Origin of the sequence: Georgenia subflava (genome assembly GCF_009193155.1) — a bacterium.
Classification (GTDB): domain Bacteria; phylum Actinomycetota; class Actinomycetes; order Actinomycetales; family Actinomycetaceae; genus Georgenia; species Georgenia subflava.
In genome coordinates this window covers 52,033-71,575 of record NZ_VUKD01000007.1, presented here as the reverse complement: position 1 = coordinate 71,575, position 19,543 = coordinate 52,033, and the positions used below count along the sequence as shown (strand labels likewise).

Sequence of the window (19,543 nt, the reverse complement as noted above, 5' to 3'; positions counted from 1 at the left end):
TGTATGGCGATGGGGGAGACTGAGCGGGTGAGTCCCCCCGCGCAGCCCCCTGACCAGGAGGATTCCGCCCGAGACGTCGCCGCTGATCCGCGTGCCGAGGACGCCGCCGAAGCGCATGCCGACTTCGATCCCTTCACCGACACCGACACCGACACCGACACCGACACCGACACCGACACCGACACCGACACCGACACCGACGCCGACGGGCTCACCGACTCCGATGTGGACGCCAAATCCGGCGCCGATCCGCGTGCCGAGGACGCCGCTCCCTCGATGACGCCGGGCGTCATCCTGCTGGCCGCCACGCCCATCGGTGACGCCGCCGACGCGCCGCCCCGGCTACGCCGGGCCCTGACCGACGCCGACCTGGTCGCCGCCGAGGACACTCGCCGCCTGCGCGCCCTGGCATCGCGGCTCGGTGTGCGGGTCACCGCCCGGGTCATCAGCTTCCACGAGCACAACGAGCACCAGCGCGCGCCGGACCTCGTCCGCGCCGCCCAGGACGGTGCACGGGTGCTCGTCGTCTCCGACGCAGGCATGCCCGCCGTCTCCGACCCCGGCTACCGGCTCGTGCGCGTCGCGGCGGACGCCGGCGTGCGCGTCTCAGTGCTCCCCGGACCCTCCGCCGTGCTCACCGCGCTTGCGCTCTCCGGCCTGGCGACCGACCGGTTCTGCTTCGAGGGCTTCGTCCCGCGCAAGGGCGGCGACCGGGCGCGGGCCCTCAGAGCGCTGGCGGACGAGCGACGCACAATGATCTTCTTCGAGTCGCCGCACCGGCTCGCGGCCACGCTGGCGGACATGGCCGAGACCTTCGGCGCCGACCGGCAGGCCGCCGTCTGTCGCGAGCTGACCAAGACCTACGAGGAAGTGCGTCGCGACACCCTCGGCGCCCTCGTCGACTGGGCGAGCGGCGGTGTGCGGGGCGAGATCACGATCGTCGTCGCCGGTGCCGAGCCGGTCGTGGCCTCGGTCGTCGACCATGTGGGCCGTGTGCTCGCCCTCGCCGACGCCGGCGCGCGGCTGAAGGACGCAGCGGCGACGGTCGCGGCCGAGACCGGCCTGAGCAAGCGCGAGCTCTATCAGGCCGCCCTCGACGCGCGCGGCTGACGTCAGGCAGAGCCGCCGTCGCTAGCTGCCTAGGCGCCAGCGCGGGTGTCGGACGCCTGCTGCGTCGGCGCGGACGCCAGTCGCCGGCTGCGTCGGCGCCAGCGCGGTTGCCATACGCCTGTTTCGTCGCCACCAGCGCGGTGCCAGTCACCAGCTGCATCGGCGCCAGCGCTGGTACCACTGTCCGAAGGGTTAGTACCGATTATCGGTACAAACCCTTCGGACGGTGCGAGCGCCCGATCGGATCTGACTGCGAGCCGGTGGTTGCCGGTCCGGCTGCCCGTCCGCCCGCCTGCCCCGCCTACCGACCGCCGGGCCGGCGGGACATCCGTCAGGACTGGCCGGACTCCGCCAGCTCGATCCCCACGGCGGTCATCTGCCGACGCGCCTGGGCGCCGAGCTCCGGGCTCACCGGCACAGTCAGGTCGGTCAGGACGCGGGTGCGCAGACCGAGCTTCTTCGCGTCGAGCGCGGTCTCCTTCACGCAGTGCGACTCCACCAGCCCCACGACGTCGACCTCCCGCACCCCGGCAGCGTCGAGGATCTGCGCGAGGGTGCGCCCGTCGGAGTCGGTGCCCTCGAAGCCCGAGTACGCAGCGGCGTACATGCCCTTCTTCACCGACGCATCGACGGTCACGCCCTCGAGCGCCGGGTGCAGCTCGGCCTCCGGAGTGCCCGCCACGCCGTGCGGCGGCCACGTGTCGACGAAGTCCGGCGTCTCGGAGAAGTGCTCGCCCGGGTCGATGTGCCAGTCCTGGGTGGTCACGACGATCGCGTAGTCGTCGCGGCGGTCGACAGCGAAGCGGCCGACGCGCTCGGAGACGGCGTTGGCGCCCTCGGTGGGAAGCGCACCGCCCTCGCAGAAGGTGGGCTGGACGTCCACCAGGATCAGCGCGCGGGGGCGCGACTCGGTGTTCTCGCTCATGACCGACCTCAACCTCTCTCTGTCCGATCTTGCCGGACTGCTGACGACCATTCTCCCAGGGTGGGGGCGCAGTCGTGCACGAGCCGCGGACGGCACACGAGACCGGGCGGTATCCCGGTGGCCCGCGAACGGGGTCGGGCGGCATCCGCGTGGCGGCGGACGAGCGCGCCCGGCACACGAGCCCGGGCGGCACCACGGTGGCCCGCGAGCAGGAGGGCCAGGGTCGACCGCGGGTGTGGGCGCAGTCACACCAGCGAGGGCATAAATCCCTTTCACCCGACCTTCTCACCCGCACACAATTGACGGGCCGGTCAGGCGGGCGGCGCGGGCGCGAAAGCACGCAACTACGAGCGGTCTCCGCCGCACGGACGCGTGGTCGCCGAGCAGGGCCCTCGCCGACGAACCGGCTGCGACGTCGAGATCGGCCCACCCCGATCGACGTACGGGTGAGAGCAACCGACACACCACCACAGATCCGGCGGACGCGGAGGAACCATGACCGAGAGCACCACGGCCCCGGCCGACACCAGGCCCGCGCCCCCTGAGCGTCTTCAGCCGGAGACCCGGCTGGTCATCTCGCTGCTGCTCGTCTCGTCGTTCGTCGTGATCCTCAACGAGACGATCATGGGCGTCGCGCTGCCGCGGGTCATGGAGAGCCTCGCCATCGGGGCGAGCGCCGGGCAGTGGCTCACCACGGCGTTCATGCTGACGATGGCGGTGGTCATCCCGGTGACGGGATTCCTCCTCCAGCGGTACAACACCCGCCCGATCTTCATGGCGGCGATGTCGTTGTTCAGCACCGGCACGCTGCTGTGCGCGATCGCGCCGGGCTTCAGCTTCCTCGTCCTGGGCCGGGTGGTCCAGGCGAGCGGTACCGCGATCATGATGCCGCTGCTCATGACGACGATCATGACCCTCGTGCCCGCCCACCTGCGCGGTCGCACGATGGGCAACATCGGCATCGTCATGTCGGTCGCCCCGGCGATCGGCCCGACGGTCTCCGGCCTGATCCTCAGCGTCCTGGACTGGCGCTGGATGTTCTGGCTGGTCCTGCCGATCGCGCTGCTGTCCCTCGGGCTCGGCGCGGTCCGTGTCCGCAACGTCTCCAGCCCGCGCAAGCACGCGATCGACGTGCCGTCGGTGCTCGTCTCGGCCGTGGCGTTCGGCGGGCTGATCTACGGCCTCAGCGCCTTCGGTGCCGCGGTCCAGGGCGGCACGGCGGTCAACCCCTGGATCCCCCTGGCGGTCGGGACCGGCGCCCTCGTGGTGTTCGTCCTGCGTCAGCGCTCGCTGCAGCGCACGGACAACGCGCTGCTCGACCTGCGCACCTTCTCTGCCCGCATGTTCACCGTCGGCGTCTCGCTGATGTTCCTGTTCATGCTGGCGCTGTTCGGCACGATCATCCTCCTGCCCATCTACACCCAGGACGTGCTCGGCCTCACGCCTCTCGGCACCGGCCTGCTGCTCCTGCCCGGCGGACTCCTCATGGGCCTGCTCGGCCCCGTCGTCGGCCGCGTCTACGACCGTCGTGGTCCGCGCGTGCTCGTGATCCCCGGTGCGTTCGCCGTCAGCGGCGCGCTCTGGTCGCTGACGCAGCTGGACCAGGGCACGCCCTCGCTGATGGTCCTCGGTTCCCATCTGGTGCTCAGCCTCGGCCTGGGGCTGATGTTCACCCCGCTGTTCACCACCTCCCTCGGGGCCGTACGGCCGGAGCTGTACTCGCACGCCAGCGCCCTGGTCGGCACCGTGCAGCAGCTCGCCGGTGCTGCGGGGACGTCGCTCTTCGTCGTCGTCATGGTCACCCGGGCCGCGTCGCTGACCTCGGGCGGCGCCTCCGAGGTCGCGGCGACCGCCGGCGGCATCCGGGCGGCGTTCCTGTGCGGGGCCGTGCTCTCGCTCTTCGCCGTCGTCGCCGCGTTCTTCGTCCGCCGTCCGGCGGAGGTCGACGACGGCGCACCTGCCGAGGTCGACGACAAGGCGGTCGAGGACGACGGGATCCGTGTCGCGTAACCGGCAGAGGCAGGCCGGCGTCCCGCGGTACGCCGAGGCGGGCCAGCACTCCTCGGTAGGCCGAGGCAGGCCGGCGTCCCGCGGTAGGCCGAGGGGGGGCCAGCACTCCGCGGTGGGCCGAGGCAGGCCGGCGTCCCGCGGTAGGCCGAGGCGCACCCCAATGTTCCGCGTCGGATCAAGGAACCGATCCCCGGCTCCGGAGCGACAGTAGTGATATGGAGACCGACGGGGATCTCTCGGACGCGGAGCTGCTCACGGCTCTCGCTGCCGGGGACCTCGGCGCGCTGCGCGAGCTCTACGACCGGCACGCCCCCTGGCTGTCGATCCGGCTGACGCGCCGGTGCAACGACCCGGACCTGGTCTCCGACGCGCTGCAGGACTGCTTCACCGTGGTCTGGCGCGACGCCGGCCGGTGGCGCGAGGACGGTGAGGTCGCGGCCTGGCTCTGGGGCATCGCCGTCCGCCGGCTCGTCTCTCGGCTCCGCACGCGCCCGCGGGCGCGCCTCGTGCCGCTGGCGGCCGACGAGCGGGACGCGGTGCCCAGCGCGGAGCAGTCCGTCCTGCTCGGCGTGGAGTACGGCGACCTCGGCCAGGCACTGGCCCACCTGAGCCCTGAGATGCGTGCGGTCGTCCAGGCCACCGTCCTGGACGGGCTCACCAGCCGGGAGGCCGCCCAGCTCCTGGGCATCCCGACCAACACCGTCAAGTCGCGCCTGCACCGGGCCAAGGCTCAGCTGCGCGCCGAGCTCGCAGGAGGTCCGGCATGACCACCGAACCGCACGCCTGGCACGCCGGCGAGGAACTCGTCGCCCGCTACGTCGCCGGCCGCACCGACGCCGTCGTCAGCGCGTCGGTCGAGCAGCACCTGCTCGGCTGTGCGACATGCCGGGCCACGATCGCGGCTACCTCACCCGGCGGGCTGGAGGACACCTGGGCCGCCGTCGTGGAGCGGGTCCAAGCCCCGACGCCCTGGCTCGAGCGGGTGCTGACGCGGCTGGGGCTGCCCGAGACGGATGCGCTCCTGATCACCGCCGCCCCGGCGATGCGCCGATCCTGGCTGACGGGCACGCTGCTCGTCCTGCTCTTCGTGATCGCCGCCGCCGCATTCGCCGGGTCCCGCGGGACCTGGTTGTTCCTCGTGGTGGCTCCGCTGGTCCCCGTCTGCGGCGTCGCCGTCGCCTACGGCCCCGACGCGGACGACTCCTACGAGACGAGCCTGGCCACCGCGTACCCGAGGGTGCGGCTCGTGCTGCTGCGCACGCTCGCGGTGGTCGCCACGTCCTTGCCGGTGGCCGCGGTCGGAGCGGCAGTGCTCCCGGGGCCGGGATGGACCGCAGTGGCCTGGCTCCTGCCCACTGCCGCCTGCATCGGCCTCACGCTCGCCGCCTCCACGTGGGTCCGGCCCAGCATCGCCGCGGCCGGGGTCGCAGTGGTCTGGGTCGCCACGGCAGGCGCCGTCGGACGTGGCTTCCACACCCCACTCGACGTCATCACTCCCTCCCTGCTGTCCGTCTACGCGGCGCTCGCCGTCGCAGCCGCCGCAGTCTTCTGGATGCGGTCCGACCACCTCGCCCTCCTCGGGAGAACGCCATGACCACCACCTCCGTGACCCTGTCCGGTGTCACCCGGCGCTTCGGCGCCACCACCGTCCTCGACGACGTCGACCTCGGCTTCGGTCCGGGTGTCACCGGGCTCCTCGGGCCCAACGGCGCAGGGAAGACGACGCTGCTGCGCATCCTTGCCACGGTGCTGGCCCCCACCGCCGGGACGGTCCGGCTGCTCGGGCGCGACCCGGGTGACGTCACCGCCCGCACCGAGGTGCGCCGCCGGCTCGGATACCTGCCGCAGGCCAACGGCTTCCCCCGTGGGTTCACCGCCTTCCGCTTCGTCGACTACCTGGCGGTGCTGAAGGAGTGGACCGAGACGGGGGCACGGCACGCGGAGGTACGACGCGTCCTCGGCCTCGTCGGGCTCGGCGACCAGGCCACCAGCCGCCTCCGCCGCCTCTCCGGCGGGCAGCAGCGCAGGGTCGCGCTGGCCCAGGCGCTCATCGGTGACCCGGACCTGCTCGTCCTGGACGAGCCCACCACCGGCCTGGACCCGGAGCAGCGAGCCTCCCTGCGCGGCGTGCTCTCCGCCGCCGGGCGGCGCTCCACGGTCCTGCTGGCCACCCACCAGACGGAGGACATCGCCGCGCTGTGCGAGCGGGTGATCGTGCTCGACGGCGGACGGGTCCGTTACGACGGGTCCGTCGCCGACCTGGTCGGTTCCGCCGTCGGGAAGGTCTGGCTGGCCGACGAGCCTTCCCCGGACTCCCTGTCCTCGTGGCGGACCGGCACGGGACGCTTCCGGATGGTGGGACAGCACGCTCCGGTCGGCACCGAGCTCGCGGAGCCGACCGTCGAGGACGCCTACCTGCTCCTGCGCGGGACGAAGGCAGAGCCGGCGGTGACGTCATGAGCGCCTCCACCGCCACCGGCGACGCGCCGGTCGCCTCCGAGCGCAGGCCGGGCACCGCGCTGGTCGTCCTGGCCGCGGTCGAGGCTCGCCGGCTCGCGCGCCACCCGGTCTTCCTCGTCGGTGTGGCCGCCTATGTCCTGCTCCTGCTCGACCTGCTCGTGCTCACCAGGCAGCGCGAGCTCTGGCAGCTCACTGACAGCGTCACCTTCAGCATCGCCCTGTGCCTCGGGATCGGTGGGTTCATCGCCATGAACCGGCTTGCGGGCGCCACGCGCGACTCCGACGCGGTCGTCGCCGTGCCGGCCGGCGAGACGACCCAGACCTGGGCCCTGTGCCTGGCCTGCCTGCTGCCGCTGGCGATCGCCGGAGCTGGTGCCGTGGCCGTCGCCCTCGTGTACGTCGCCGACCCGGCCTCCTACCAGGAGGTCCCGGGGCGGGTCGACGCCGGGGCGCACATCGCCTACCTGGCCGCGGCATGGCTGTCCGCCCTGGGCGGGCCGCTGCTCGGCGTCACGGTCGCCCGGTGGTGGCGGTGGCCGACCGCCGGTCTGGTGGGCGCCGTCGGCCTGATCGTCTGGTCCTTCCTGGGCATCGGCCCCACGCTCCTGGCGATCGATCTCGTGCACCTGTCGGCGCCCTACACGATCCTCATCACCGGTCCGACCGAGGGCGAGCTCTACGTGCTCGGTGGGAACCTCGGGTGGCGCCTGCCCTACGTCGCCGGTCTCTGCGCGCTGGCCGCGATCGCCGCGGCACTGCACGGGGCCCACGGGGAGGCCCGTCGACGGCTGCTGCGGGTGCTGGCCGTGGTCGCGGCGGTGACCGTGACCTGCCTGGTGCTCAGCGCGGTCACCGGTCCGGACCTGGTGCGCCTGAGGTGAGCACGAGGCTGGGGGAGCTGCGGGCGGTGCCGTGGCGCGCCGTCGGCGGGCAGGCACTAGTCGCCGGCGTGCTGCTCGTCGCGGCGGTCGGCCTGCGCGAGAGCGTGGGCGACGTGCTGGTCTGGCTGGGGCTCGGGGTGCTCGCGGCCGCGGCCGCCAGCGGCCTCGACGAGCCGTCGGCCGCGGTGGTGGCGCCCACCCCGACCGGCCGCCGGCGACGCACCGCACAACGTCTGCTCGTCCCGGCCGTCCTCGCGGGCTGCTGGCTCGCGTCGACCACCGTGCTCGTGGCCGTCGCGGGCGGGGGGACGCTGTCCTGGCCGGCCCTCGCGGTGACCGGCCTGGGGGTGCTGCTCGTGGCGGTCGCCGCCGCCGACGGGATGCGTCGCCTGGGACACGACGAGCCGGGGGCGCCCGTCGCGATGGTGGTCCTCGCCGTCGTGCTGGGACTGGTGGTCCTCCAACCGCTGCCCGGCGGGCTCGTGGTCCTCCAGGCGTACGAGTTCCCTGGCCGCTCGGCCGTGCTGTGGGCCGTGCTCGGCGCCGCGGCGGTGACGGCGTTGTGGTGGTCCACCGTCGACCCCGGCGCCCTGTCCCGCCGACGGCGCCGGGGGCGCTCGGGCACCCGGCGGTAGGGGAGCAGGCGCCGGCGCGCGCCGCCGTCGTGCGGGCTGCCGGGAGCCGCCAACTAGGCTGGCCCGCATGACCCGCATCCTCTCCGCCGTGGCCTGGCCGTACGCCAACGGCCCGCGCCACATCGGCCACGTCGCCGGCTTCGGCGTCCCCTCCGACGTCTTCTCCCGCTACATGCGCATGGCCGGGCACGAGGTGCTGATGGTCTCGGGGACGGACGAGCACGGGACGCCGATCCTCGTGGCGGCCGACGCCGCGGGGGTCAGCGCCAAGGAGTTCGCGGACCTCAACAACCGGGTCATCGTCGAGGACCTCGTCGCCCTGGGCCTGAGCTACGACCTCTTCACCCGCACCACGACCGGCAACCACTACGCCGTCGTGCAGGAGATGTTCCGCACCGTGCGCGACAACGGCTACATGGTCGAGCGCACCACCCAGTCCGCCATCAGCCCCTCCACCGGGCGCACGCTGCCCGACCGCTACATCGAGGGCACCTGTCCCATCTGCGGGTACGGCGACGCCCGCGGCGACCAGTGCGACAACTGCGGCAACCAGCTCGACCCCACGGACCTCATCGACCCGCGGTCCAAGATCAACGGCGAGACCCCGGAGTTCGTCGAGACCGAGCACTACTTCCTCGACCTGCCCGCGCTCGCCGGCTCGCTGGGCAAGTGGCTGGACGACCGGGCCGCCTCCGGCACCTGGCGGCCCAACGTCATCCGGTTCAGCCAGCACATCCTGGAGGAGATCCGCCCGCGCGCCATGACGCGCGACATCGACTGGGGCATCCCGGTCCCCGGCTGGGAGGACCAGCCCACCAAGCGGCTCTACGTCTGGTTCGACGCCGTCGTCGGCTACCTCTCCGCCTCGATCGAGTGGGCGCGGCGCACCGGCGACCCCGAGGCCTGGCGGGCCTGGTGGAACGACCCGGAGGCGCTGTCCTACTACTTCATGGGCAAGGACAACATCGTCTTCCACTCCCAGATCTGGCCCGCCGAGCTCCTCGGCCACAACGGCGAGGGCGACAGCGGGGGAGCGCCCGGCACGTACGGCACGCTCAACCTGCCCACCGAGGTGGTCTCGAGCGAGTTCCTCACCATGGAGGGCAAGCAGTTCTCCTCCTCGCGCGGCGTCGTCATCTACGTCCGGGACGTCCTCGAGCGCTACCAGCCCGACGCGCTGCGGTACTTCATCTCCGCCGCCGGCCCGGAGACCCAGGACGCCGACTTCACCTGGTCGGAGTTCGTGCGCCGCACCAACGGCGAGCTCGTCGCCGGCTGGGGCAACCTCGTCAACCGCACCGCTTCGATGATCGCGAAGAACTTCGGCGAGATCCCGACGCCGGGCGAGCCCGAGGTGATCGACACCGCGCTGCTGGAGCAGGTCCGCGGCGGCTTCGCCTCGGTGGGTGACCTCATCGCCCACCACCGCCAGCGTGCGGCGCTCGCCGAGGCGATGCGCCTGGTCGGCGAGGCGAACACCTACGTCACCCGTACCGAGCCCTTCAAGCTCAAGGCGCCCGAGCAGCGCACGCGCCTGGCGACGGTGCTGCACACGCTCGCCCAGGCCGTGTCGGACCTCAACGTCATGCTCAGCCCCTTCCTGCCGCACTCGGCCAACGACGTCGAGAAGGTCCTCGGCGGCACGGCGACCATCGCGCCGATGCCCCGGATCGAGGAGGTCGAGGACCTCGACGGCGGCGACCCGTACCCGGTGATCACGGGCGACTACCGCGTCGGCGAGACCATGGCCGCGTGGGGGCCGCGCCCGGTGGTGCCCGGCACCCCGGTGGCCAAGCCCAGCCCGGTGTTCACCAAGCTCGACGAGGAGATCGTCGAGGCCGAGCTCGCCCGCCTGCGCGAGAGCTGAGCCGGCCCCGACGTGAGCAGCAAGAAGAAGCACCGCGGCTGGCCCGAGGCTCCCGAGCCGCTCCCGGTGCCGGTCGTCGACAACCACGCCCACCTGCCGGTCCTCGACGACGACGGCGCCCCCGTCGACGAGCTCGACGTCGCCCTGCCGCCCGGCGAGGCGCCGTTGAGCACGGCCCAGCAGCTCGCCCGCGCCGCCGCGACCGGCGTGGCGCGGGTCCTCACGGTCGGCTGCGACGTGCCGTCGCTGCAGGGGTCGGTGGACCTCGCGCACGCGCACCCCGAGGTGGCCGCTGCGCTCGCGATCCACCCCAACGAGGCGCCGCTGCACGCCGGCGTCCGTGAGGTCGCGCCCGACGGCCTCGACCCCGCGGTGCGCGACCACCACGAGCTGAGCCTGGACGAGGCGATCGCCGCCGTCGCCGAGCTCGCCCGGGACGTGCGGGTGGTCGCGGTGGGGGAGTCGGGGCTGGACTTCTTCCGCACCGGAGAGGAGGGCCGGGCGCACCAGCTGCGTGCCTTCCGCGAGCACATCGCGCTGGCGAAGGAGCTCGGCAAGCCGCTGCAGATCCACGACCGCGAGGCCCACGCCGAGGTCGTCGACGTCCTGCTGGCCGACGGCGCACCCGAACGCACCGTCTTCCACTGCTTCTCCGGCGACGTCGACCTCGCCCGCACCTGCGCCGAGCACGGCTGGTACGCCTCCTTCGCCGGGCCGGTCACGTTCAAGAGCAACGACCCGCTCCGCGCCGCCCTCCGCGCGCTGCCGCCCGAGCTCGTCCTCGTCGAGACCGACGCCCCCTACCTCACGCCGGCGCCGTACCGCGGGCACCCGAACGCCCCGTACGTCATGCCGATCACCGTGCGCACCGTCGCGGAGCAGCTCGGGCTCGGGCTCGCGCAGACGTGCGAGCGGCTGACCGCGAACACCGACGCCGTCTACGGCACCTGGTAGGGACGGCTCGACGGCAGCCGGCCAGCGCGCCGGCCCGGCGGCGCTGCTGTGACCAACCACCCGTCCACAGATCGTCAGCCTCGACTTTGCACCAGGTAACAAATCGGTTACGGTCGACGCCGGACCCGTCTCCCCTCCAGACAGGACATCCCTCCGTGGCTCGACACACAGCCGGACGCTTCGCTGCGTCCGCGTCCGACAGCACGCCCACTCCCGCCTCCGGCGAGCCCGCCCCGGGCACCCGACGCGCACTGCGGGCCCAGCAGCAGGCCGAGGCCACCGCGGGCGCACGGCCCGGTGCGTCCGGCCTGCCCAGGCCGGCGGTGCACGTCCTGCGTGGCGGCGTGCTCGGCGCGGTGCTGCTCGGCACCGGCGCCTTCGCCGTCGCCCAGGGTGGTGCCCAGCCGGGCGTCACCGACTCCGTCGACATGGCCGCCGTCGAGGCGGGCACCCTCGCCCTGCGTGACGGCGACGCCGCGTCGCGGTCCCAGATCGCCGGGCGCCTGGCGCTCGAGGCCGACGGCGCCGTCCACCTCACCGTCGAGGTCGACGGCGAGACCCGAGAGATCACGACGACGGCCGCGACCCTGGCAGAGGCTCTCGCCGAGGCGGGCATCGTCCTCGGCCCGGACGACGTCGTCAGCGCCCCGCTGCACGACGCCGTGCCCGGGGGCGAGACCGTCGAGGTGCTGCGCGCGACGAGCGAGCACGTCACGGAGGAGACCGTCGACGAGTTCGCCACCGTGGAGAAGGAGGACGACACGCTCGCCGAGGGTGAGCGCGTCGTCGAGACCGAGGGCGTGAACGGCGTCGCCACCACCACCTACCGCGTCGTCTCCGCCGGCGGCGAGGAGGTCTCCCGCGAGGTCGTCGCCTCCGTCGTCGCCAGCACGAAGGTCGACGAGGTCGTCCTGGTCGGGACGAAGGCGCCGACACCCGCCCCTGCCCCGGCGCCGGCGGCGGAGGCTCCCGCCGCCGCGGCGGCCGAGCCCGCCCCGGCGTACTCGGGCGACCCGCGTGCGCTCGGTCGCGACATGGCCGCCGCCCGCGGCTGGGGCGCCGACCAGTTCCAGTGCCTCGACGCCCTCTGGACGCGCGAGTCGCAGTGGAACCCGTACGCGAAGAACCCCAGCTCCGGCGCCTACGGCATCCCGCAATCCCTGCCGGCCTCGAAGATGGCCAGCGTGGGCGCGGACTACCTCACCAACCCGGCGACCCAGATCACCTGGGGCCTGAACTACATCGCCGGGCGCTACGGCACCCCGTGCGGCGCCTGGGGCCACTCCCAGAGCGTCGGCTGGTACTGAGCCGAGCGTCCACCCGTGCTGGTCGCCGGCCCCCGTCGGTCGCCCCGCCCCCGCCGTCTCCGAGAACGTCCTGAGCGTCCTTCGTGCGTCCGTTCGAACGGTGCGGACGTTCTCGGCGGCCGCGTGGTGGGCGGTGCAGGGTCCGCCTCGCGCTGTTCCCGGGCCCCCGGCCGACCCCGAGTTTCGGCCGGAATCCGGCGGTGGCGTGTGGCCCGGGTCATGTAGACCGCTAGATAACGAATCGGTTACAGTCGTCCAGGCCCGCGACCGATGGGCCAACTCGCGGGCGCACCTCGCCCGCCTGACAGCCGGATCAGACCGACCGTCGAGACGCGCCCACCGGCGCGATCGCCGCGAGAAGTTCCTCGTCGCCCGCCTCGACACCGCTCTGTGCCCGGACAGCACGAGAGAAGGACCCTCGTGAGCGCGCACAACCCCCTCCACACCACCACGAACCCCTACCTCCAGAGCTCCGCCGCCGCGGACGAGACCCCGACGCCGAAGAGGCGTCGCCTCCGCTGGCTCGCACTGGCCGTCGCGCCCGTGCTCGTAGCCGGCACAGCGGTCGCTGCCAGCGCCCACAAGAGCGTGGACCTCGAGATCGACGGCCAGAGCCACACCGTGAGCACGTTCGCCGGCTCCGTCGAGGGGCTGCTCGCCGAGCAGGGCATCGAGATCTCCGAGCGTGACCTGCTCGCCCCCGGACCCGACTCTGCTCTGGCGGACGGCACGGACGTCGTCGTGCGCACCGCGCGACAGGTCACCGTCGACATCAACGGCGAGCCGCAGGTCGTCTGGACGACGGCGCTGACCCAGAGCGCGCTCGTCTCCAGCCTCTTCGAGTCCGGCCGCTCGGTGAGCGTCGCGTCCCGTTCGCTCGACCGCACCGCCCAGAACCTGCCGCTCGTGATCGACGGCGAGGTGGACGTCGTCGCCGACGGCGAGACCACCCGCGTCGGGCTCGGGGGCACCGCGTACGTCGATGACGCCCTCGAGGCCGCCGGCGTCGAGCTCGCTCGAACCGACCGCGTCGAGGTCGGTTCGGCCGACGACGGCACCGTCCAGGTCGTCGTCACCCGGGTGGCCGGTGCCGAGCGCGCCGAGACCGAGGCGGTCGACTTCACCACCGTCGAGCGCGCGGACTCCTCGCTGTACGTCGGGGAGACCGAGGTCGTCCAGGAGGGCAAGCCCGGCGAGCTGACCCGCATCTTCGACACCATCACCGTCGACGGCGAGGAGGTGACGTCCACGCTGCGCAGCGAGGAGGTCACCACCGAGGCCGTGGACCGGGTTGTCGCGGTCGGCACAAAGGAGCGTCCGGCTCCCGAGCCGGCCCCGGTCGCCCCTGCCCCGAGCGGCGGCTCCGCCCCGGCTCCGGCTCCCGCGCCGGCTCCCGCGCCGGCCGCGCCGAGCGGTGGCGTCTGGGCCGCGCTGGCCCAGTGCGAGTCCGGAGGCAACCCGACCATCGTGAGCTCGAACGGGCTCTACCACGGGCTGTACCAGTTCTCGGTCGGCACCTGGCAGTCCGTCGGGGGCACCGGCCTGCCGTCCCAGGCGTCGCCCGCCGAGCAGACCCAGCGTGCCCAGATGCTGCAGGCGCGCTCGGGCTGGGGCCAGTGGCCCGCCTGCTCGGCTCAACTCGGCCTGCGCTGACCTTCGGCGCTGCTGCAGGGACAGCTCCCGGCGATCCGCACTGACACGGCGCCCCACCCTCCGGGTCGGGGCGCCGTGCCGGTTCGGTGAGTGCGGTCACTCTCAGGTCTGGAACTAAACTCGCCGAGGTGATCGACAACCCCGAACCCCGTCCCTCCGGGCACGAGGGGTCCGCCACCGGAACCGGGCTGCTCGGCGCGGCGGACGTGCGCCGGATCTCCGAGGCGCTGGGGGTGCGTCCCACCAAGACCCTCGGTCAGAACTTCGTCCACGACGCAGGGACGGTCCGCCGGATCGTGCGCTCGGCAGGCGTCGACGCCGGCGACGTCGTGCTCGAGGTGGGCCCCGGCCTCGGGTCGCTCACCCTCGCCCTCCTCGAGACCGGTGCACGCGTGGTCGCCGTGGAGATCGACCCGCCGCTCGCCGAGGCGCTGCCGGCAACCGTCGCACGGCGGATGCCCGACGCCGCGCCGCGGCTCGCCGTCCTCCAGGCCGACGCGATGAGCGTCGCCGGTCCCGACCACCTCCCGGTCCCCGTCGCAACCACCGACGGCGTCGTCGAACCCTCCAAGCTGGTTGCAAACCTGCCCTACAACGTCGCCGTGCCGGTGCTGCTCACCCTCCTGGAGAACCTGCCGAGCCTGACGCAGGTGCTCGTCATGGTGCAGGCAGAGGTGGCCGACCGGATCGCCGCCCCACCCGGGTCGCGCACCTACGGCGTGCCCTCCGCGAAGGCCGCGTGGTACGCCGATGCCGCCCGGGCAGGCACGATCGCGCGCTCGGTGTTCTGGCCGGTCCCGAACGTCGACTCGGCCCTCGTGCGGCTGACCCGCCGCGAGCCTCCGCCCACCACCGCCACCCGCGAGGAGGTCTTCGCCGTCGTCGACGCGGCCTTCGCCCAGCGGCGCAAGACGTTGCGCGCCGCCCTGGCCGGCTGGGCGGGCTCACCGGTCCGCGCCGAGGAGGCTCTTCGTGCCGCCGGCATCGACCCGACGCTGCGCGGGGAACGTCTGGCGATCACGGACTTCGCCCGGATCGCCGAGCACCGCCCGACGGGCGGGGGCACCACCACCTCTGGCACGCTGGCCAGGTGAGCGCGAGCGAGGTCCACGTCCGCGCGCCGGGCAAGATCAACCTCGCCCTGCGCGTGGGGCCGGCGCGCGACGACGGCTTCCACCCTCTTGCCACCGTCTTCCAGGCGGTCTCGCTCTACGAGGACGTCGTCGCCCGCCGCGCCGACGACATCTCGCTCACGATCCGTGGCCGCGGGGAGGACCTGCCCACCGACGAGGGCAACCTGGCCGTGCGGGCCGCCGCGCTGCTGCGCGAGACCGCGGGCACCGAGGCCGGTGCCGCACTCACGCTGACCAAGCAGGTCCCCGTCGCCGGCGGCATGGCCGGCGGATCCGCCGACGCCGCCGCCACCCTCCTGGCGTGCGACCAGCTGTGGGGGACCGGGCTCGGCCGTGAGGAGCTCGCCGAGCTGGCTGCCGAGCTCGGTTCCGACGTCCCGTTCGCGCTGACCGGGATGTCCGCGATGGGGACCGGCCGCGGGGACGTCCTGACGCCCGTGATGAGCCGCGGGCAGTACCACTGGATCCTCGCCGTCCAGGACGAGGGACTGTCCACCCCGGCGGTGTTCCGCCAGTGGGACGAGATGAACGGGCTTGCTTCCGACGACGCCGAGGAGCTGCCGCAGCTCGGCGGGGAGGTCTTCTCCGCGCTGCTCGGAGGCGACCCGCTCATCCTGGCCCGCGCCCTCGGCAACGACCTCGAGGAGGCGGCGATCGAGCTGCGCCCGCAGCTGGCGGACGTGCTCGCCGCCGCCGAGCGTGCCGGGGCGCTGGCTGCCCTCGTCTCCGGCTCCGGCCCGACCGTGGCGGCCCTCGCGCTCGACGGCCCGCACGCGCACTCGGTGGCCGGCGTGATGCGCGCGGCCGACGTGGCCGCAGAGATCCTCACGGTCACCGGACCGGTGGCAGGCGCACGCGTCATGGAGCACGTCGGCCGTCGTTGATCCTCAGGGGCCGGGCAGCCTCCGACGACTCCGGACGTCCCCGCCCTCCCACACTTCCGGATAGCCTCGCACCAGGTCGAAACTGCTGCGGAGCGGGGTGCCATGCATCGGCGGAGCCGGAAGCTCGGCGTCTGGAGGACGCTCGGCGTCGTTCTGCTCGGCGCCGCGCTCCTGAGCGGGTGCGCCGGTGCGGCGCCGAGCAGCTCGGCGTCCCCTGGTCCTGGCAACGACGGCGAGTCGCCCCGTCCGGACTCGACGCCGTCCGGCGACGACGGGACCACCGAGGACTCGGCGCCGTCCGGCGACGGCGCCACCTCGGCGGGCCCGCTGGGCCTGGTGAACCTCTGGCGCGTGGGCGGCGTGGCGACCGAGCAGCCTGAGACGTGGCTGCGGATCGACGTCGGAGCACTCCAGCTCTGGCGCGACTGCGGGATGATCGACGGCAGCTGGGCCGCGACCTCCACACTGTTCCTGGCCGCTATCCACGGCGGCAGCGGCGGCTGTCTCGACGACGGGTTCGACGTCCCGTGGCTGGAGCAGGTCACCGGGTACCGTCCCGCTGAGGGTGGCTGGGAGCTCATCGACCGCACCGGCGGCACCGTGGCGACCCTGACCATCGACGGCGCCCCGGAACCGATCGACACCGCCGCGGAGTTCTACGCCGAGCCGCCCGAGATCACCGACGACCAGCGTGACCGTCTCCGCCTGCCCGAGCCGCTGCCCGGCGGTCTTCCGCCGGCGACGGCGGCGGACCTCGTCGGGGCGTGGGTGCCGACCGAGTCGGCTCCGACGTCGCCGTACCTCGAGCTCGCCGCGGACGGGACCTGGGTGGGGTCGGACGGCTGCAACACCGCGGGCGGCCGGTGGTCGGCGGACGACTCCGGTGCTCTGCTGACGACCGCCGGTCCGATGACCCTCATCTGGTGCGAGGGCGCACCGGTCCCGAGCTGGATCGCCACCGCCCGGAGCGCCACGTTCGACGGCAGGGTGCTGACCCTGCTCGACCGGGACGCCGAGGTCCTCGGCGAGCTCGTGCGCCGCTGACGTCCGGCCCGATTCTGTGCCGGACGGGTGCTCCTGAGAGACTGGGGACGTGCACCGTCCGTCCCTGTCCCGCCGCCAGTCTCCCGCCGGAGCGCGCTAGTGGCGCACCTCCTCGGCATGGAGGGCGTCGGCGTCGTCCTCGGCTCACGCCCGATCCTCGCCGACCTCACCCTCGGCCTCGACGACGGCATGCGGGTCGGCGTGCTCGGCCGCAATGGCGCCGGCAAGTCCACGCTGCTCAAGCTGCTCGCCGGGTCGCAGCAGCCCGACACCGGCCGGGTCACCCGCGCCGGCGACACGCGCGTCGCGGTGCTCGACCAGGCCGACGCGCTGCCGGCGGGCACGAGGGTGCGCGACGTCGTCCACCCCGGCCTCGACGAGCACGCCTGGGCCTCGCAGGCCTCGGTGCGCGACATCCACGACGGCCTCCTCACCGACGTCGGCCTCGACTCCGACGTCGCCACCCTCTCCGGCGGACAGCGCCGCCGCGTCGCGCTCGCGCGCGTCCTCACCGAGGACGCCGAGGTGCTGATCCTCGACGAGCCCACCAACCACCTCGACGTCGAGGGCGTCGACTGGCTCGCCCGCCACCTGAAGGAGCACTACCGCCGCGGTACCGGCGCGATGCTCGTCGTCACCCACGACCGCTGGTTCCTCGACGCCGTCTGCACCAAGGTGTGGGAGGTCGTCCCCGGCCACGACGGCGCCGCCGGACGCGCACCTGTCGCCGGCCACGTGGAGACCTACGACGGCGGGTACGCCGCCTACGTCCTGTCGCGCGCCGAGCGCACCCGTACCGCCGCCGTGGCCGAGGAGAAGCGCAACAACCTGCTCCGCAAGGAGCTCGCGTGGCTGCGCCGCGGCGCGCCGGCGCGCACCTCCAAGCCGAAGTTCCGCCTCGACGCCGCCGCCGCGCTCATCGCCGACGAGCCGCCGCCGCGCGACCCGCTCGAGCTCACCCGCATGGCGACCGCGCGCCTCGGCAAGGACGTGCTCGACGTCGAGGACGTCACCGTCACCTATCCCTGGCGTCCCGGCGAGCGGCCCGACGGCGCAACCTCCGCCGTCGACGGGGCCGGCGGAGTCGACGCATCCGGCGACGTCGAGGGCCGGGTCGTGCTGGACGACGTCACCTGGCGGCTCGCGCCGGGGGAGCGGGTCGGTCTCGTCGGGGTCAACGGCGCCGGCAAGTCCACCCTGCTCCGGCTCCTCGACGGCACGCAGGAACCCACGACCGGACGCGTCCGCCGCGGCAAGACCGTGCAGGTTCGCACGCTCTCACAGGAGACCCACGAGCTCGACGCGGTCGCCGGCCTGCGGGTGATCGAGGCCGTGGAGCAGGTGCGCGGGCGGGTCGAGGTCGGCGGCAAGGAGCTCACCGCCGGTCAGCTGGTCGAACGGCTCGGGTTCACCCGTGAGCGGGCCTGGACGCCGGTCGGCGACCTCTCCGGAGGTGAGCGACGACGCCTGCAGCTCCTGCGCCTGCTGGTGGCCGAGCCGAACGTGCTCCTGCTCGACGAGCCCACCAACGACCTGGACACCGACACGCTCGCCGCCGTCGAGGACCTGCTGGACGGCTGGCCCGGCACCCTGGTGGTCGTCTCGCACGACCGCTACCTCCTCGAGCGGGTCACCGACCACCAGGTCGCGCTGCTCGGCGACGGCAGGCTGCGCGACCTGCCCGGCGGGATCGACCAGTACCTCCGCCTGCGCCACCAGTCCCAGGACGCCGCGCGGGCCGCCCCCTCGACGGGGACGCGGACCGCCACGGCCGACGGCGGATCCACCAGGAGTCCGGCGGCCGTGGCGGGTGCGCCCCCAGGATCCGCGAGCCCGGCCGACCAGCGGGCCGCGAAGAAGGAGATGGCCCGGCTCGAGCGGCAGCTCGCCAAGGCCTCCGCCCGGATCGAGAACCTGCACGCGAGGCTGGCCGAGGCCTCCGCCGCGGGCGACGTGGATACGCTGACGGCGCTGGCCGCCGAGACGCGTGCCGCCGAGCTGGAGCACGGGAGCCTCGAGGAGGAGTGGCTCGTCGCCGCCGAGGCGGCCGAGTAGCCGGCGACCGCGAAGCACCGGAGCGGCCGTTGTCATCCGGCAGTGCGTCCGTGGTGGACCGTCAGGCCCTGTCGTCGAACGGCAGGAGCAACGTGCGCAGCGAGTCCCGCAGCCGGGCCAGCTCGGCCTCCGGGAGCGCCGAGAGCAGCTCGCGCTCGGAGTCCAGCAGCGCGGACATCGCCGCGTCCACCCGTGCCTTGCCCACCGGTGTCAGGCGCACCTTCACCACCCGGCGGTCGGTGGCGTCCGCCGAGCGGACGACAAGGCCGTGCGCGACCATCCGGTCGATCCGGTTCGTCATCGTGCCGGAGGAGACCAGGGTCTCGGCGATGAGCCGGCCGGGTGTGAGCTCGTAGGGCTCCCCGGCGCGGCGCAGCGCCGACAGCACGTCGAACTCCCACGCCTCGACGCCGTGCTCGGCGAATGCGGAGCGTCGCGTGAGGTCCAGGTGCCGGGCCAGGCGGGAGACCCGGGAGAACACGTGCAGCGGCAGCGGCTGGAGGTCCGGGCGCTCGCGCTGCCACGCATCGACGATCCGGTCGACCTCGTCCCTGGGCGCGGCCGACCGGTGGGGCTCGGATCCCCCGGCGGTCTGCGCTGCACTCATGGCCCGAGATTACTCGAC

At 73.6% G+C, this 19,543-nt stretch carries 17 protein-coding genes; 15 read left to right on the top strand and 2 right to left on the bottom strand.

The window, feature by feature from the left end; genetic code table 11:
- Positions 1 to 27 precede the first annotated feature (27 nt).
- Positions 28 to 1,110, top strand: a complete 1,083-nt coding sequence (gene rsmI, locus GD748_RS18250; protein WP_452176696.1) for a 16S rRNA (cytidine(1402)-2'-O)-methyltransferase — start codon at positions 28 to 30, stop codon at positions 1,108 to 1,110.
- A 331-nt stretch (positions 1,111 to 1,441) separates the two neighbouring features.
- On the opposite strand, the gene GD748_RS18245 is transcribed toward rsmI, so the two are convergent.
- Positions 1,442 to 2,035, bottom strand: coding sequence for an isochorismatase family protein (locus tag GD748_RS18245; protein ID WP_152196679.1), 594 nt, complete (start codon positions 2,033 to 2,035; stop codon positions 1,442 to 1,444).
- Positions 2,036 to 2,530: 495 nt separating this feature from the next.
- Between GD748_RS18245 and GD748_RS18240 the strand changes: the two genes are divergently transcribed.
- The 14 genes from GD748_RS18240 to GD748_RS18175 all read left to right on the top strand — a co-directional run bounded on the left by GD748_RS18240 (position 2,531) and on the right by GD748_RS18175 (position 18,918).
- Positions 2,531 to 4,045 carry a DHA2 family efflux MFS transporter permease subunit gene (locus GD748_RS18240; RefSeq protein ID WP_152196678.1) on the top strand — a complete coding sequence of 505 codons (1,515 nt, stop codon included), beginning with the start codon at positions 2,531 to 2,533 and terminating at the stop codon, positions 4,043 to 4,045.
- Between the two features lie 215 nt (positions 4,046 to 4,260).
- Positions 4,261 to 4,812 carry an RNA polymerase sigma factor gene (locus GD748_RS18235; protein ID WP_152196677.1) on the top strand — a complete coding sequence of 184 codons (552 nt, stop codon included), beginning with the start codon at positions 4,261 to 4,263 and terminating at the stop codon, positions 4,810 to 4,812.
- The gene (locus GD748_RS18230; protein WP_152196676.1) at positions 4,809 to 5,639 is read left to right on the top strand and encodes a cupin domain-containing protein; all 831 of its coding nucleotides are present in this window, start codon (positions 4,809 to 4,811) and stop codon (positions 5,637 to 5,639) included. Before GD748_RS18235 ends, GD748_RS18230 begins: the two co-directional genes overlap by 4 nt.
- Positions 5,636 to 6,505, top strand: a complete 870-nt coding sequence (locus GD748_RS18225; protein ID WP_152196675.1) for an ATP-binding cassette domain-containing protein — start codon at positions 5,636 to 5,638, stop codon at positions 6,503 to 6,505. The genes GD748_RS18230 and GD748_RS18225 overlap by 4 nt, the downstream gene beginning before the upstream one ends.
- Entirely contained in the window at positions 6,502 to 7,386 is an 885-nt protein-coding gene (locus GD748_RS18220; protein ID WP_152196674.1) for a hypothetical protein, read from the top strand. Before GD748_RS18225 ends, GD748_RS18220 begins: the two co-directional genes overlap by 4 nt.
- Positions 7,383 to 8,021 carry a hypothetical protein gene (locus GD748_RS18215; protein ID WP_152196673.1) on the top strand — a complete coding sequence of 213 codons (639 nt, stop codon included), beginning with the start codon at positions 7,383 to 7,385 and terminating at the stop codon, positions 8,019 to 8,021. Before GD748_RS18220 ends, GD748_RS18215 begins: the two co-directional genes overlap by 4 nt.
- A 67-nt stretch (positions 8,022 to 8,088) precedes the next feature.
- The gene (gene metG, locus GD748_RS18210; protein WP_152196672.1) at positions 8,089 to 9,888 is read left to right on the top strand and encodes a methionine--tRNA ligase; all 1,800 of its coding nucleotides are present in this window, start codon (positions 8,089 to 8,091) and stop codon (positions 9,886 to 9,888) included.
- Positions 9,889 to 9,900: 12 nt separating this feature from the next.
- On the top strand, positions 9,901 to 10,842 hold the full coding sequence (locus tag GD748_RS18205; RefSeq protein WP_152196671.1) for a TatD family hydrolase: 942 nt from the start codon (positions 9,901 to 9,903) through the stop codon (positions 10,840 to 10,842).
- A 155-nt stretch (positions 10,843 to 10,997) separates the two neighbouring features.
- Positions 10,998 to 12,149, top strand: a complete 1,152-nt coding sequence (locus GD748_RS18200; RefSeq protein WP_152196670.1) for an aggregation-promoting factor C-terminal-like domain-containing protein — start codon at positions 10,998 to 11,000, stop codon at positions 12,147 to 12,149.
- 420 nt (positions 12,150 to 12,569) lie between these two features.
- The gene (locus GD748_RS18195) at positions 12,570 to 13,802 is read left to right on the top strand and encodes a resuscitation-promoting factor (protein WP_226921606.1); all 1,233 of its coding nucleotides are present in this window, start codon (positions 12,570 to 12,572) and stop codon (positions 13,800 to 13,802) included.
- Between the two features lie 128 nt (positions 13,803 to 13,930).
- The gene (rsmA, locus tag GD748_RS18190) at positions 13,931 to 14,896 is read left to right on the top strand and encodes a 16S rRNA (adenine(1518)-N(6)/adenine(1519)-N(6))-dimethyltransferase RsmA (protein WP_193313015.1); all 966 of its coding nucleotides are present in this window, start codon (positions 13,931 to 13,933) and stop codon (positions 14,894 to 14,896) included.
- The gene (locus tag GD748_RS18185) at positions 14,893 to 15,819 is read left to right on the top strand and encodes a 4-(cytidine 5'-diphospho)-2-C-methyl-D-erythritol kinase (protein ID WP_152196667.1); all 927 of its coding nucleotides are present in this window, start codon (positions 14,893 to 14,895) and stop codon (positions 15,817 to 15,819) included. The genes rsmA and GD748_RS18185 overlap by 4 nt, the downstream gene beginning before the upstream one ends.
- A gap of 102 nt (positions 15,820 to 15,921) precedes the next feature.
- Entirely contained in the window at positions 15,922 to 16,863 is a 942-nt protein-coding gene (locus tag GD748_RS18180; RefSeq protein WP_152196666.1) for an META domain-containing protein, read from the top strand.
- 99 nt (positions 16,864 to 16,962) lie between these two features.
- Positions 16,963 to 18,918: an ABC-F family ATP-binding cassette domain-containing protein gene (locus GD748_RS18175; RefSeq protein WP_193313014.1), complete on the top strand. Its 1,956-nt coding sequence runs from the start codon at positions 16,963 to 16,965 to the stop codon at positions 18,916 to 18,918.
- Between the two features lie 61 nt (positions 18,919 to 18,979).
- On the opposite strand, the gene GD748_RS18170 is transcribed toward GD748_RS18175, so the two are convergent.
- A complete protein-coding gene (locus GD748_RS18170; RefSeq protein ID WP_152196665.1) occupies positions 18,980 to 19,525 on the bottom strand; it encodes a MarR family winged helix-turn-helix transcriptional regulator in 546 nt (181 codons plus the stop codon).
- Positions 19,526 to 19,543: the final 18 nt, after the last annotated feature.

Coding starts and splice junctions, on each gene's coding strand:
- GD748_RS18245 (WP_152196679.1), bottom strand. CDS start 2,035: ATGAGCGAGAACACCGAGTCGCGCCCCCGCGCGCTGATCCTGGTGGAC.
- GD748_RS18240 (WP_152196678.1), top strand. CDS start 2,531: ATGACCGAGAGCACCACGGCCCCGGCCGACACCAGGCCCGCGCCCCCT.
- GD748_RS18235 (WP_152196677.1), top strand. CDS start 4,261: ATGGAGACCGACGGGGATCTCTCGGACGCGGAGCTGCTCACGGCTCTC.
- GD748_RS18230 (WP_152196676.1), top strand. CDS start 4,809: ATGACCACCGAACCGCACGCCTGGCACGCCGGCGAGGAACTCGTCGCC.
- GD748_RS18225 (WP_152196675.1), top strand. CDS start 5,636: ATGACCACCACCTCCGTGACCCTGTCCGGTGTCACCCGGCGCTTCGGC.
- GD748_RS18220 (WP_152196674.1), top strand. CDS start 6,502: ATGAGCGCCTCCACCGCCACCGGCGACGCGCCGGTCGCCTCCGAGCGC.
- metG (WP_152196672.1), top strand. CDS start 8,089: ATGACCCGCATCCTCTCCGCCGTGGCCTGGCCGTACGCCAACGGCCCG.
- GD748_RS18180 (WP_152196666.1), top strand. CDS start 15,922: ATGCATCGGCGGAGCCGGAAGCTCGGCGTCTGGAGGACGCTCGGCGTC.
- GD748_RS18170 (WP_152196665.1), bottom strand. CDS start 19,525: ATGAGTGCAGCGCAGACCGCCGGGGGATCCGAGCCCCACCGGTCGGCC.